The sequence below is a fragment of the Cupriavidus sp. H18C2 genome (assembly GCF_049393795.1).
In the GTDB taxonomy this organism is placed as follows: Bacteria; Pseudomonadota; Gammaproteobacteria; order Burkholderiales; family Burkholderiaceae; genus Cupriavidus; species Cupriavidus pauculus_C.
The window spans coordinates 935,356-948,822 of sequence record NZ_CP186011.1 but is presented as its reverse complement, the minus strand read 5'-3'; the positions used below and the strand labels follow the sequence as shown (position 1 = coordinate 948,822).

The 13,467-nt window shown below is 70.7% G+C and carries 12 protein-coding genes; 3 read left to right on the top strand and 9 right to left on the bottom strand.

The window, feature by feature from the left end:
• Nucleotides 1-4: 4 nt before the first annotated feature.
• The 8 genes from EPAKOI_RS20840 to EPAKOI_RS20805 form a co-directional block, all read right to left on the bottom strand.
• Complete coding sequence (locus EPAKOI_RS20840) at nucleotides 5-1,312, bottom strand: type II toxin-antitoxin system HipA family toxin (protein WP_423194519.1); 1,308 nt, start codon at nucleotides 1,310-1,312, stop codon at nucleotides 5-7.
• Nucleotides 1,309-1,602 carry a helix-turn-helix transcriptional regulator gene (locus EPAKOI_RS20835; protein WP_313835992.1) on the bottom strand — a complete coding sequence of 98 codons (294 nt, stop codon included), beginning with the start codon at nucleotides 1,600-1,602 and terminating at the stop codon, nucleotides 1,309-1,311. Before EPAKOI_RS20835 ends, EPAKOI_RS20840 begins: the two co-directional genes overlap by 4 nt.
• A gap of 75 nt (nucleotides 1,603-1,677) precedes the next feature.
• Nucleotides 1,678-3,108: an MFS transporter gene (locus tag EPAKOI_RS20830; RefSeq protein ID WP_423194551.1), complete on the bottom strand. Its 1,431-nt coding sequence runs from the start codon at nucleotides 3,106-3,108 to the stop codon at nucleotides 1,678-1,680.
• A gap of 275 nt (nucleotides 3,109-3,383) precedes the next feature.
• A complete protein-coding gene (locus EPAKOI_RS20825) occupies nucleotides 3,384-3,608 on the bottom strand; it encodes a hypothetical protein (RefSeq protein WP_313835993.1) in 225 nt (74 codons plus the stop codon).
• Nucleotides 3,609-3,902: 294 nt separating this feature from the next.
• The gene (ggt, locus tag EPAKOI_RS20820) at nucleotides 3,903-5,483 is read right to left on the bottom strand and encodes a gamma-glutamyltransferase (RefSeq protein WP_423194518.1); all 1,581 of its coding nucleotides are present in this window, start codon (nucleotides 5,481-5,483) and stop codon (nucleotides 3,903-3,905) included.
• Nucleotides 5,480-8,056, bottom strand: a complete 2,577-nt coding sequence (locus EPAKOI_RS20815; RefSeq protein ID WP_423194517.1) for an ATP-binding cassette domain-containing protein — start codon at nucleotides 8,054-8,056, stop codon at nucleotides 5,480-5,482. Before EPAKOI_RS20815 ends, ggt begins: the two co-directional genes overlap by 4 nt.
• An 8-nt stretch (nucleotides 8,057-8,064) precedes the next feature.
• The gene (locus EPAKOI_RS20810; protein WP_124686409.1) at nucleotides 8,065-8,943 is read right to left on the bottom strand and encodes a branched-chain amino acid ABC transporter permease; all 879 of its coding nucleotides are present in this window, start codon (nucleotides 8,941-8,943) and stop codon (nucleotides 8,065-8,067) included.
• Between the two features lie 55 nt (nucleotides 8,944-8,998).
• A complete protein-coding gene (locus EPAKOI_RS20805) occupies nucleotides 8,999-10,174 on the bottom strand; it encodes an ABC transporter substrate-binding protein (RefSeq protein WP_313835997.1) in 1,176 nt (391 codons plus the stop codon).
• Nucleotides 10,175-10,409: 235 nt separating this feature from the next.
• Between EPAKOI_RS20805 and EPAKOI_RS20800 the strand changes: the two genes are divergently transcribed.
• Genes EPAKOI_RS20800 through EPAKOI_RS20790 form a run of 3 tightly spaced genes read left to right on the top strand, consistent with a single transcriptional unit; the run spans nucleotide 10,410 to nucleotide 12,813 of the window.
• Nucleotides 10,410-11,390 (top strand): polysaccharide deacetylase family protein, encoded by a 981-nt coding sequence (locus tag EPAKOI_RS20800; protein WP_124686411.1) that lies wholly within the window; start codon nucleotides 10,410-10,412, stop codon nucleotides 11,388-11,390.
• Nucleotides 11,391-11,421: 31 nt separating this feature from the next.
• Nucleotides 11,422-12,168: a GntR family transcriptional regulator gene (locus tag EPAKOI_RS20795; RefSeq protein ID WP_423194550.1), complete on the top strand. Its 747-nt coding sequence runs from the start codon at nucleotides 11,422-11,424 to the stop codon at nucleotides 12,166-12,168.
• A gap of 9 nt (nucleotides 12,169-12,177) precedes the next feature.
• Nucleotides 12,178-12,813: a flavin reductase family protein gene (locus EPAKOI_RS20790; RefSeq protein WP_423194516.1), complete on the top strand. Its 636-nt coding sequence runs from the start codon at nucleotides 12,178-12,180 to the stop codon at nucleotides 12,811-12,813.
• A gap of 3 nt (nucleotides 12,814-12,816) precedes the next feature.
• Here EPAKOI_RS20790 and EPAKOI_RS20785 read toward each other — a convergent pair whose 3' ends face one another.
• Nucleotides 12,817-13,425 (bottom strand): helix-turn-helix domain-containing protein, encoded by a 609-nt coding sequence (locus EPAKOI_RS20785; protein ID WP_423194515.1) that lies wholly within the window; start codon nucleotides 13,423-13,425, stop codon nucleotides 12,817-12,819.
• Nucleotides 13,426-13,467: the final 42 nt, after the last annotated feature.

Genomic DNA, 13,467 nt, shown 5'->3' with positions numbered 1-13,467 from the left:
TCCGCTAGCGGCGCGCCAGCCGTGCCAGCGGCAGCGTGCGCAGGCGGTCCAGCACGAGGGTCCGCATGGCCGGCGGCGTGGGCAGCGTGTCGAGCAATTCGGGCCAGCGCGCCTGCGCCATCGTCACGGCGTCCTTGACCGCCGCCACGGCAATGCGGTCGGCGATCCGCGCGTCCCGGGCGAACTGGCGGTACGTCTCCAGCGTCTGCTGGCGCTGCAGGGCGTCGATCGCCACGTTCTGGCCGAACGCGGCAAAGCCCGGCAGCGCGGCCACGCTGACGATGTCGTACGCCGGCGACAGCTCGGGCATCGTGCCATTGCGGTACAGGAACGAGAAATTCTTGAGATGGGCGTCGCTGTTGCCCAGCAGCGTATGCACGGCCTGGCGCATGAAGAACTGCCGCACGTCCTCGATGCCGCGCACGCTGAGCCGGTCCAGCAGCCGGACGATGGCCACGTAGGCGTCGCTGCCGGCGTACTTGCGCGCCGGCATGCGGGTCAGGATCTGGCAGCCGTCCTCGGCATGCACGCGCCCGCCCGGTTCGCGGTCGAAACGGTCGACGGCCAGGAAATGCAGGTCCGGCCCCAGCGCCTCGGCCAGCCCCGGCACGTCGATCGCGGCCAGCGGCTGGGGCCGGCAGACGGCCACCGCCACGCCGGCCGCCTGCGCCAGCTGCATCGACACGTATTCGTTGAAGATCTGGCTGTCGTCGTTGCGGGCCGGCAGCTTGGCGATCAGGTCCGACAGGCGGCCGTGCGTGGGCATCGTGTAGCGCCGGCCCGCGTGGGCCGTGGACAGCGCGAGCTTGTTCTGCACACCGGACACCGACGCGGCGCCCTCGGTGGCGCCTTCGACCACGGCGATTTCAAGGTTGTCGGCCCCGCCGGTGACGCCCACGGTGCGTACGTAGTCCGGCAGCGCGTCGAGGTCGGCCGGGCGGATCGTCAGCGCGCCGGGCAGGTCCTCGCCGGCGGCGGCCAGCACGCCAAAGTCGTCGCGGTCGTCGGGATGATGGCGCGTGGCTTCCAGCCGCTTGCGCAGTTCGCCCTCGGGCAGCAGGCCGGCAAAATAGGGCGGCAGCTCGCCGCCGGTGTTGTAGAGCGCGGGATGGAAAGGGTTGGACAGCACCGTGGCGGTGGCCGCCTCGTTGCCGGGCACGGACAGCGACAGGCTCAGCGTGGGCCGCCCCGGATCGCCACGGAACTGCTCGCCGGGCACGAAGCGCGTGGTGCGGCCCGCTTCGCACAGGTAGCCGCAGAGCACGCCGTGCAGGTGGACGGACAGGTAGCGCGGGCGCAGGTCGTCGCTCATGTCTGGTCCCCGAGCAGCAGGTCGACCGAGGTGGGCGCGGCGCGGTCAGGGCCGGCCGTCTTGCCGGCCAGCAGTTGCCGGACGTCGTCCAGGTGCTCGCGCGGCACCAGCACCCATTCGGCATCCATGGCGGCGGCGATGGCAACGAGTGTCGAGCCGCGCACATCCTGCTTGCCGCTGATGGCCTGGGACAGGTTAGACGCCGCCATGCCGATGGTGCGGCCGACGTCGCCCAGCGTCACGCCCCGCAGCTTGCGGAGTGCGCGCAGTTGGGTGTGGAGCGTTGGCATCTCGGAATCCGGTAGAAATGTTATGGAATAACATAACATACGCCGGAAAAATATGAGAAAGAATATTTTTCGCCGTCAGTCGCGCTCGGCGCCCAGCGGCGGGGCGATGTCCTCCAGCGCGCGGCGCTCCGCATCCACGCCGAACCGCAGCGCCAGCAGCCCGGCCACGATGACCAGCGCCGCGCCGATGGCATAGCCTACCGCCACCGCGCCCCGGCTACCGGTTTCGATCAGCATGCCGAACAGCACCGGCGCGATAAAGCCGCCCGTGCCGGTGCCTACCGCGTAGAACACCGAGATGGCCAGCGCGCGCATTTCGAGCGGAAACACCTCGCTGGCGGTCAGGTAGGCCGAACTGGCCGCGGCCGACGCCAGGAAGAACACGGCCGACCAGCACAGCGCCTGCGAGCGCGCGTCGAGCCAGCCTTCCCGGAACGCCCAGCCCGTGGCCGCCAGGCCGATGCCGGACAGCACATAGGTCACGGCAATCATCTTGCGCCGGCCGATACGGTCGAACAGCGGCCCCAGCACCAGCGGCCCCAGCGCGTTGCCGAGCGCGAACGGGAAGATATAGAGCGCCACGCGCTCCTCGGGCACGCCCTGGAACTTGGTCAGCACCAGCGAATAGGTAAAGAAGATGGCGTTGTAGAAGAACGCCTGCGCCACCATCAGCGCAAACGTGACCACGCTGCGCGTCCGGTAGCGATGCACCAGCAGCCGCACGATCTCGCGCAGCGACGGAATCGGCTTGCCGGCATAGGCCACGTGGGTCGCCGCGTCGGGGGCGGGCAGCGGCCCATGCCGCGCCGTCACCTCGGCCTCGATGGCGGCGATCACGCGCGCGGCCTCGTCGTGCCGGCCGTGCGTGGTCAGCCAGCGGGGGCTTTCGGGCACGTGCCGGCGGATCAGCACGATTGCCACGGCCAGCACCGCGCCCAGCGCAAAGCAGGCGCGCCAGCCCCAGACCGGCCCGAACACGCGCGGGTCCAGCAGCAACAGGCTCAGGCCCGCCCCAAGCGCGGCGCCCAGCCAGAAGCTGCCGTTGATCGCAAGGTTGACGCGGCCGCGCACGCGGGCCGGTATCAGTTCGTCGATGGCCGAGTTGATGGCCGCGTATTCACCGCCAATACCCAGCCCGGTCACGAAGCGGCACAGCGCGAAGAACGCAAAATTCGGCGAGAACGCGGTGGCCAGCGTGGCGGCCATGTAGACGGCCAGCGTGGCCAGGAACAGCCGCTTGCGGCCAAGCCGGTCGGCCAGCCGGCCGAACACCAGCGCGCCCAGCACGGCGCCGAGGATATACAGCGATCCGGTCCAGCCCACCTGCGCGGCGCTCAGGCCGAGCGTGTCCGGGCGCTCCAGCACGGCGCCCACCGACCCGACCAGCGTGACTTCGAGCCCGTCCAGCACCCAGGCGATGCCCAGCGCGATGGCCACGCGCCAGTGCCAGCGCGACCACGGCAGGCGGTCCAGGCGGGCGGGGATGTCCGATTGCCAAGCGGCGATGGCGGGCTCCTGTAACGGGGGGGCAGGGCGGGCCGCGCGGCGCCGCCTACGGGTGCTCAGCAGACTATAGCGATTGCATCCGCCGCTGCCTGTCGGCGCATGGCCGACGCCGGGCACGGGCGGGAACAAAAAAAGGGGCGTCGACATGGACGCCCCGTATGGCTGGGGGATGGCTGCGATGGCAGCCGCTGACCGACACCACCGTCACGCGATAGCCACCCGGCATCGGGTCACGGGGTCGATAGCGAGAGAGACTGTGGGCAAGGCCCGGGCAGCTAGCCCAGGCGGCCCACGGCGGCCAGCATCGAGCGGCCGTGCGCGGTGATCTGCGGACAGGGGCGTTGGCCCTGTTCGGACTGCAGGATCACCATTTCCTTGGAGATCAGCGCATCGAGATCGACGGGATCGATTTCGCGCGCGGGGATGGTCGACGTATCGTCGCGGGTATGCGGGCCATTGCCGATCAACATCAGCGTGGCAAGTTCATGTGGGCTCAGCACGGTGTTCTCCTTGGCGAGAGGGGAGCGGTTGCTGGGGACATGGGGAGCGCGTGAACCGTATGCAGCGGTGCGCCCCTCCGGCGGAATTGTGGACCATCGCCCCGGCGCTTGCACGCTGCATCGCATCGTGATGGCGAGTCGACAGTCATGGGCATTGGACGGGCATCCCCTGCACGGGTTCCTGTCCGATACAAAACCGCTACACGTTGCAGGGCTGTCATGCCTGCGTCATGCGCGGCGGTGCCGGTTTTCCAGCATGATGCCCCAGCGCGGCGGCGCTGGGTGCCATGCCCCTTACAGCCCCATGGCGATGCCGTCGCTGCGTGGGTCGTGCGCGCCGGCGATCGTGCCGTCGTCGTACAACGCGATGGCGCCCGGATGGCCGGCCAGCGGGCTCTGCGCGTCGATGGGGCTCACTTCGTGACCGCGGGTCGACAGCGCCGCGATCACATCGGCGCCCGCGTCGGCCTCGATCTTCAGGCTGTCGCGGCTGTCCGAGAACGTGCGGCCCAGCAGGAAGCGCGGCCGCGCCAGCGCCTGCAGCGGGTTCATCCCGTAGTCGATCAGCCGCGTCAGCACGGCCGCCAGCGTCTGCGGCTGGCCGTCGGCGCCCTGCGTGCCATACATCAGCCGGGGTTTGCCGTCGCGCAGGTACATGCCTGGATTGAGCGTATGGAACGGCCGTTTGCGCGGTTGTATCGCGTTGTGATGGGTGGGATCGGCAGAAAACGCCGCGCCGCGGTTGTGCCAGAGGATGCCGGTGTCGCCGGCCACCACGCCGCTGCCCCAGTCGAAGTACACGGTCTGCAGCACGCTCACGCAGCGGCCCTCGGCGTCCACCGCGCTCAGGTACACGGTGTCGCCGTGCTGGTAGACGTGCGGCCAGGGCTGGGCGCGTTGCGGATCGATCCGCGCGGCCAGCGTGGCCAGCCGGTCGGGGGCCAGCATGGCGTCGACCGGGACGGCCGCGAACTCGGGGTCCGCCACATGGCGGTTGCGCTCGATAAACGCCTGTTTCACGGCTTCCACGAGCAGGTGGTAGTAGTCCGCGCTGCCTTCGGGGATGGCGGCGACGTCGAACCGGTCCAGGATGCCGAGGATCTGCAGCGTGGTCACGCCCTGCGTGGGCGGCGCCAGGCTCAGCAGCTCGCCGCCGCGATAGGGCACGCGCTGCGGGGCCTCGTCGCGCGCGGCGGTGCGCGCCAGGTCGTCGCGGGTGAGCGGCGATCCGGCCGCCTGCAGGCCCGCGGCGATGCGCGCGGCCAGTTCGCCTTCGTAGAACTCGCGCGCGCCGAAGCGGGCGATGCGCTCCAGGCTGCGGGCCAGCGCCGGCTGCCGCAGGCGGTCGCCGGCTGCGGGCAGGCGGCCATCGGGCAGGAAGACGTCGGCAAAGCCGGGCCAGTCGGCCAGCTCGGCGGCGCGGAATGCCTGCCAGAAGCGCTGCGACGGCGTGACCGGAAAGCCGTCCTCGGCCAGCGCGATGGCGCGCTCGAACAGCCGGCTCCAGCCCAGCCGCCCGCCCCATTGGTCGCGGCTGATGGCGAAGGCGCGGTCCCAGGTGTCGACCGTGGCCGCCGAGGTCAGCGCCGACGCCGGCCCGCGCGTGGGTATCGCATCGCCATAGTCGGGCAGCGCGGCGGCGGCCTGCCCGATGCCGGACAGCGCACGCGTGTTGCCATGCCGGTCGCCGACAATCCAGAACGCGTCGCCGCCCAGGCCGGTGAAGTGGGGATAGGTGACGGCCAGCGTGGCGCCGACGGCAATGGCCGCCTCGATGGCGTTGCCGCCCGCGCGCAGGATGTCCAGCCCGGCCTCGCTCGCCAGCCGGTGCGGGCTCGTGACCATGCCGGTCCGGGAAGTGGCCAGCGCGCTCATCCGTGTTGCCCGCCCAGGTACGCCTGCACCAGCGCCGGGTCACGCGCCAGCGACTCGGCATCGCCGCTGGCCACCACGCGGCCCTCTTCCAGCACGTACGCGCGGTCGGCCAGCGACAGCGCCAGCGCGGCCATCTGGTCGACCAGCAGAATCGTGATCGACGCGTCGCGCAGCGTATCGAGCGACGCAAACAGTTCGTCGATGACCTTCGGCGCCAGGCCCAGCGACGGCTCGTCCAGCAGCAGCACGCTCGGGTTCGACATCAGCCCGCGCGCCACGGCCAGCATCTGCTGCTCGCCGCCCGACAGCAGGCCGGCGCGCTGGTGCTGGCGCTCGCGTAGCCGGGGCCAGCGCGCGAACATCGATTCGATGCGGCGCGTCATCTCGGCGCGCGGCAGGCGGCCGGACGGAAACGCGCCGAGCCGCAGGTTGTCGAGCACCGACAGTTCCGGAAACACCTGGCGGCCTTCGGGCACCAGCACCACGCCCAGTTCGGCAATGCGGGCCGCGTCGAGCCGGGCCAGGTCGATGCCGTCGAACGTGATGCCGCCGCGCACCGGCCGGTGCAGGCCCGACAGCGCGCGCATCAGCGTGGACTTGCCGGCGCCGTTGGCGCCCAGCAGCGCCACCATTTCGCCTTCGCGCACCTGCAGGTCGACGTCGTGCAGCACGGGTGCCGCGCCGTAGCCGGCGCGCAGCGCGCTGACGCCCAGCACTTCGGGCGGCGTGGCGTCGGTGCCGGTGCGGGCACGGCGGCGCGTGACCGTGCCCGACGCCTCGCCCAGGTAGGCACGCCGCACGGCCGGATCGGCGCGCACCGCATCGGGCGTGCCGCGTGCCAGATGCTGGCCGGCGTCGATGACGACGATGTTGTCGGACACGTCCATCACCAGCGACATGTCGTGCTCGACCAGCCCCACGGCCACGCCGCTATCGGCAATCCGGCGCAGCAGGCGGCCGAGCATCGCTTTGTCCTCGCGCGACAGGCCGGCGGCCGGTTCGTCCAGCAGCAGCACGGCCGGCCGCGTGGCCAGCGCGCGGGCAATCTCCACGAGCCGGCGATCCACGTGCGCAAGGTCGGCCGCGCTGGTATCGGGATGGCCGGTGTAGCCGCACGCGGCCAGCAGCGCGCAGGCTTCGGCGCGCACGGCGGGGGCCGTGAAGCCGGCAATGCCGAGCAGCGTGCCGAGCTTGCCGCGCGTGAGCGCGATGGCGACGTTGTCGGCCGCGCTCATGCCGGTGAAAAGCTGCGTGGTCTGGTACGTGCGCGAGATGCCGTGCCGGGCGCTGTGGCAGGCGCCGCGCGCGGGCAGCGCATCGGCGCCCAGCCGGCGGCCCCCGGCGCGCGGGCGGTAGTAGCCGGACAGCATGTTGAGCACGGTGGACTTGCCCGCGCCATTCGGGCCGATCAGGCTCGTCACCTGGCCGGGCGGCAGGTCGAACGACAGGTCGTCCACGGCGCGCACGCCGCCGAACACCATCGACAGGCCCAGCGCCGACAACCCACGCCGCTGCGCCGGTTCACGCATGGGCAGCGCGGCGCCGGCCACCGGCGCGTGGCTGGCTGGCGCGGCCGGATGCAGCCGGCGGAATGCCGCCGTGACCACGCCGACGATGCCGGTGGGGGCCACCCACAGCACCACCAGCAGCAGCACGCCAAAGCAGAGCAGCCGCAGGTTTTCCAGGCTGGACAGGATCTCGGGCAGCAGGCCGACGATCACGGCCCCGGCCAGCGGGCCCGCCACGGTGCCGGCGCCGCCGATCATCACCACGAGCACGAACAGGATCGACTGCAGGAACGAGAACATGCCCGGCGTGACCATGCCCTGCAGCGGCGCAAACAGCCCGCCGGCCAGGCCGGCCAGCGCCGCCGAGAACGCAAAGCCGACGGTCTTGACGACCAGCGGGTTCACGCCGATCGACGCCGCGGCGGTCTCGCTGTCGCGCACGGCACGCATGGCCGCGCCCCAGCTTCCGCGCGCGATCCGCGCATACGCCGCCACGGCCACGCCCAGCACGGCAATGGCGATCAGCGCCAGCGCGCGCTCGCCGCTATCGACACCGGGCAGCGACGGCTGGGCGATGCCCATCAGGCCGTTCTGCCCGCCGGTCAGCGCGCGCCATTCCACGGCACCGTGCTCGACGATAAAGCCGAACGCGATGGTCACCATCGCCAGGCCCGGCCCCTTGACCCGCAGCGCGGGCAGCGCCAGCAGCGCGCCCAGCAGGGCGGCCACCAGCGCGCCCACGGGCCAGGCGGCCCAGAAGCTCCAGCCGGCCTGGCCGGTCAGGATGGCCACCGCGTAGGCGCCAATCGCATAGAAGCCCACGTGGCCGAACGACACCTGGCCGGTCAGCCCCAGCAGCAGGTTCAGGCCCACGCCGCAGATCGCCAGCATGGCGACGCCGGCAATCACGAACACGAAGTAGCCGTTCAGCGTCAGCGTCAGCGCAGCGGCGGCCAGCAGCGCGGCCACCATGGCCACGATCTGCAGCGGCGTGCCCAGGCCCAGCCAGGGGGCCGGCGCCAGCGGGGCCGCGCCGGTCGCGGCGGCGGGCAGGGCGGTCGTCATTGTCTTGCTCATACCTTTCGTACCTCCGCACGGCCGAACAGCCCATCGGGGCGCAGAGCCAGCAGCGCGATCACCAGCGCGAACGTGATGATCTGCGTGTAGCTGGAGCCCAGCGACGCGGTCACCAGCGCCTCGGCCACGCCGAAGATCAGCCCGGCCACCATCACGCCCCAGGCGCTGGACAGCCCGCCCAGGATCGCCACGGCAAACGCCTTGAGCCCGAACACGGTGCCCATGTCGGCCTGCACGTTGAACAACGGCGCGATCAGCACCCCGGCGATGCCGGCCAGCAGCGTAGACAGTGCGAACGCGCCGGCGATGGTGCGGCGGATGGGGATGCCCATCAGGCGCGCGGCGTCGCGGTTCTGCACCACGGCCAGCATCGCCACGCCCCAGCGGGACTTGCGCAGCACCCAGTGCAGCAGCGCGGCCAGCGCCAGGCCGACCACCGGAATCACCAGTTGCAGCGGATACACGCCCACGCCGGCGCTGCCCAGCTGCACTGACTGCGTGGCCAGCGGCGACGGCAGGCTGCGCGGCTCGGTGCCGAACCAGAGCATCACCACGTTATCGAGCACGATGCCCAGCGCCACGGTAGCCATCAGCCACGCGTTCGACCCCCGGCTGGCAAACGGCCGCACGGCCAGGAATTCCACGGCCAGCCCGTACAGCGCGCACAGCGCCAGCGCCAACAGCACCGCCAGCGGCATGGGCCAGCCCAGCGTCTGCGCGAACGTGTACGTGAGCACGGCGCCCAGCATCATCGAACTGCCCTGCGCGAAGTTGACGGTGGCCGACACCGCGTAGGTGATGTGAAACCCCAGCGCCATGAGCCCGTACATGCTGCCCAGGCCCAGCCCGCTGATGAGGGCGGAAATCCATAACATGGTGAGTCCTTGTCTGTCGTTGTGCTGCCGCCCGCCGCAGGCGGGCGAGGCGGCGTTACTGCTTCACCGGCACGATGCGGTTGTCGATGAACTGGGCCCAGACGTAGTCGTTCTCGGTCAGCGCGTCGTGCTGCTGCGGCGAGAACGGCTTCACGTAGGTCTTGATCAGGCCCTCGTAGCGGTCGATCTTGTAGAAGCCCTCGCGCACGGCGTCGCCCCTGGTGCTGCCGGCCTTGGCGATGGCCAGCGCGGCGAGCTGCGTGGCGTCGTAGGCGTTGGCCACGCCCACGGCCGGCGTGATGTCGTCCGGGCCCTTCACGTCGCTGTACTTGGCCTTCAGGTCATTGACCACGCGCGTGCTGACCGGCGTGGGCGTGCCGAAGAAGCTGTACGTCTGCACGAAATGGACGTTCCGGGCGTTGGGCCCGGCCAGTTCGGTGAAGCGGCCGCCGGCCGGCCCCCAGTGCGAGACTACCGGCACCTTCCAGCCCATGCGGTCCAGCGACTTCACGACCTGCGCGGACGGCCCGACATTGCCCACCATCAGCAGCACGTCGGCGCCGGCGGCCTTGAGGCGGCCCAGTTGCGGCACCAGGTCCACGTCGTTGGCCTCGAACTTCTCCACGCCCACCGGCTTGCCGCCCTTGGCGGCCATCGCGGCGACGATGCCTTTCTCGTTCGATTCGCCCCACGGGTTGTTCACCAGGATCAGGCCCGGCCGCGTAGCCTTGAACGCCTTCTGCGCGTACTGGAGCATGGCCTTGTCGACCACCTCGTCCACGGCCGACACGCGGAACGCGAAGTTGGGATTGGCGCCGTTGTGCGTGATTGGCGTGCCGGCCGCCCACGGGCCCATGAACGGCACCTTTTCCTGGTTGGCGATGGGCACGATGGCCATCGAGACCGGCGTGTCCAGCCCGCCGAACAGCACGGCCACCTTTTCCTTGTAGATCAGCTCGCGCGCGGCCAGCACGCCCTTGGCGGGGTTGCCTTCGTCGTCGCGGCGCACCAGTTCCAGCTTGCGCCCGCCCAGCAGGCCGCCCTTGGCGTTGATCTCGTCGATGGCGATGGTCATGCCGCGCGTCAGCGATTCGCCGGCCCGGGCCGACTGGCCGGAGAGCGCCGTGATCAGGCCGATCTTGATGGTGTCGGCGGCGTGCGCGGGCAGGGCGGTCATCGCGCAGGCGGCCGCGGCGGCAGCGATCAATGCACGGCGTTGGGGACGAAACATGGCAGATCTCCGGATGGGTGGATGTCGGGCCGTGGCTCGCAAGAGCCGTGCCACCGCGTTGACGAATCCACGCCAGCTTCCGCGACACGCCAGTTTCCAACGTGCTGACGATATGGTCCGGATATTGCGAACGATTCGGGTGCATCCATGCATACGATCCGGAACGGGGCATCACGCACGAAGCCAGTGCGGGGCCCGGCGCCGGATGCACCAACCCGAAGAAAGGCAACCGTCCATGACCTTCAACCCGAGCCCGCTGGCCGCCGCGCAAGCCACGGCCGCGCCGACGTTCGGTCCGCTGCGCCACCACGGCCGCTTTCCGTACCGGCCGATCACCGACGCCGCCGACGCGCGCTGGCCCGGCGGCGCGCGCCTGGCCGTCTACCTGGGCTTCAACATCGAGCATTTCGCGTTTGGCGAGGGGCTGGGCGCCAACCTGGGGCCCGTATCGCCGCAGCCGGACGTGCTCAACTACAGCTGGCGCGAATACGGCAACCGGGTGGGCGTGTGGCGCTGCCTGGACCTGTTCGACGACCTGCAGATGCCGGCCGGCGTGCTGCTGAACACGGCGCTCTACGACCATTGCCCCGAGGTGCTGGACGCGTGCCTGGCGCGCGGCGACGAGCTGATCGGCCACGGCCATACCAACGCGCACCGCCAGAGCGAGTTCGACGAAGCCGGCGAGCGCGCGCTGATCGTCCACTGCCGCGACCGCATCCAGGCCCATTGCGGGCAGGCGCCCGGCGGCTGGCTGTCGCCGTGGATATCGGAGACGCTGGTCACGCCGGACCTGTTGGCCGAGGCCGGCTACCGCTACACGCTGAACTGGGCGCACGACGACCGTCCCGTGCGCATGCAGACGCGCGACGGCGGCACGCTGCTGTCGATCCCGTACCCGCAGGAGCTGAACGACATCCCGATGATCATCGCGCGGCAGCTCGACGGTGCCGCGTTTGCCGACATGATCGTCGACCAGTTCGACGAGATGCTGGCGCAGGCCAACCACGCGCGCCACCCGCAGCCGCTGGTGATGGGCATCGCGCTCCATCCGTACCTGGTGGGCCAGCCCTACCGCCTGCGCCACCTGCGCCGCGCGCTGGCGCATATCGCCGCACACCGTGCCACGGGCGACGTCTGGATGACCACGCCGGGCGCGATCTGCGCGGCGTGGGACGCCATGGACCGCCCGGCGGCGACCGCTGGCACACCGCGCTAACATCATGGCCATTGTTTCCCTGACCGACGTCATGTCCACCAAAGCCGCAAGGAAAGCCCCCGCCGAGGCCGCGCCGGAAACCCCCGAGCCCGCCGATGCCGACAGCCGCATCTACCAGGCGATCTTCGACGGGGTGCTCAACCACCGCCTGACACCGGGCACGAAGCTGCCGGAGCCCGAGCTCTGCAACCTGTTCGGCGTGGGCCGGGCCGTGGTGCGGCGCGTGCTGGAAAAGCTCGCGCACGACGGCATCGTCGCGCTGCGGCCGAACAAGGGCGCCGTGATCGCCGAACCCACGCCCGAGGAGACCAGCCAGATCTTCGAGGCCCGCCGCGCGATGGAGCGCGTGCTGGTGGAGCTGGCCGTGGAGCGGGCCACGCGCGACGATATCCGCGACCTGCGCCGCCAGCTGGCCGACGAGCACGACGCGATGCACCGCTTCGACCAGCCGTCGTGGGCGCGGCTGGCCAGCGGCTTCCACCTGCGCATTGCCGCGCTGGCGCGCAACCCGGTGCTGCAGCGCTACCTGACTGAACTGGTGTCGCGCTGCTCGCTGATCGTCGGCCTGTACGAGCCGCCGGGCCACGCGCCATGCGAGCACGACGAGCACGCGGCCATCGTCGCCTGCATCGAGTCCCGCGACGCGGCCGGTGCGGTGGCGCTGATGGAAGCCCATCTGCGCGAACTGGAACAGCGCATCGAGACGTCGCGCATGCAGGGCGAAAAGAGCCTGGCGCAGATGCTGGGGCTGCCGCAGCAGCCCGGCCGCAACCCCTGAGGACACCCCATGGAAATCGATTTCAGCGCGATCACCGAATATCAGCGCTACAAGCTCATGGCCAGCCTGATCGTGCCGCGCCCGATTGCGCTGGTCACCACGCTGGGCCCGGACGGCACCGCCAACGCGGCCCCGTTCTCAATGTTCAACATGCTGGGCGAGGAGCCGCCGATCGTGATGATCAGCATCAACCGGCTGGGCGACGGCGCGCTCAAGGACACGGCGGCCAATATCGTGCGTACCGGCGAGTTCGTGGTGCACCTGAGCGACGAGGCGATGGCGGAGAAGATGCACCGCTGCGGCGAGCGGCTGCCGCCGCACATGAGCGAACTGGCGCACGTGGGGCTGACCGCTGCGCCGTGTACCGAGGTGGCGCCGCCGCGCATTGCCGAGGCGCCCGTTGCGTTCGAGTGCCGGCTGTGGGAGACGCTGGAAACCGACAGCCGCCAGATCTTCATCGGCCGGGTACTGCGGCTGCACGCGCGTGACGGCCTGATCGACACCGAGCGCTGGCGCGTGCGGCTGCAGGACTACTTTCCGGTGGGCCGCTTCGGCGCCAGCTTCTACGTGACCACGCGCGACCGGTTCTCACTGGAGCGGGACGCCGGCGTGGTCACGGCCTCGACCGCGATCGACGAGATGTGATCGTCAGGCCGAGTGGACCACCACCAGCAGCGCGGTGGCGACGCTCTTGCCCGGATTGGCAATCGCATGGGCCACGTCCGCGCCGTAGCGGGCGGTTTCCCCATGCTTCAGCTTTCTTTCGTCCCCGGCCGACCGTACGGTCATCGCGCCGCCGAGCACCGACAGGTGTTCCTGGGTGCCGGCCTCGTGGGGCTCCGACGCCAGCACCCCGCCTGGCTGGATCGTCAATTCATACCATTCAAAGCGTCCCGCCAGGTCGATCGGGCCGAGGATGCGCAGCTCGCAGCGCCCGTCCGGGCTCTTCAGCGCGGGGATGGCGTGCGCCTGCACCACGGCAATGGCCGGCGCCGGCGCGGCGCCCGGGCCCTGGGCCAGGAAGTCCGCCAGGCTGACGCCGAGCGCGTTGGCCAGCCGCCAGAGCACGGCCACCGTCGGATTGGCCAGGTTCCGTTCGATCTGCGACAGCATAGACTTGGAGACACCGGCGCGGCGCGACAGGTCGTCCAGCGACAACTGCTGGCTTTGCCGCAGCGCCTGCAGCGCACTGCCAACGGCCGGCGGCCCGTCGGGGGCGGCCGGCAACTTGGCGGAAGAGGGTTGCGTAGTCGTCATGTGTTCGGTATAGTGCACGACACGTTCGTTATATAGAACACG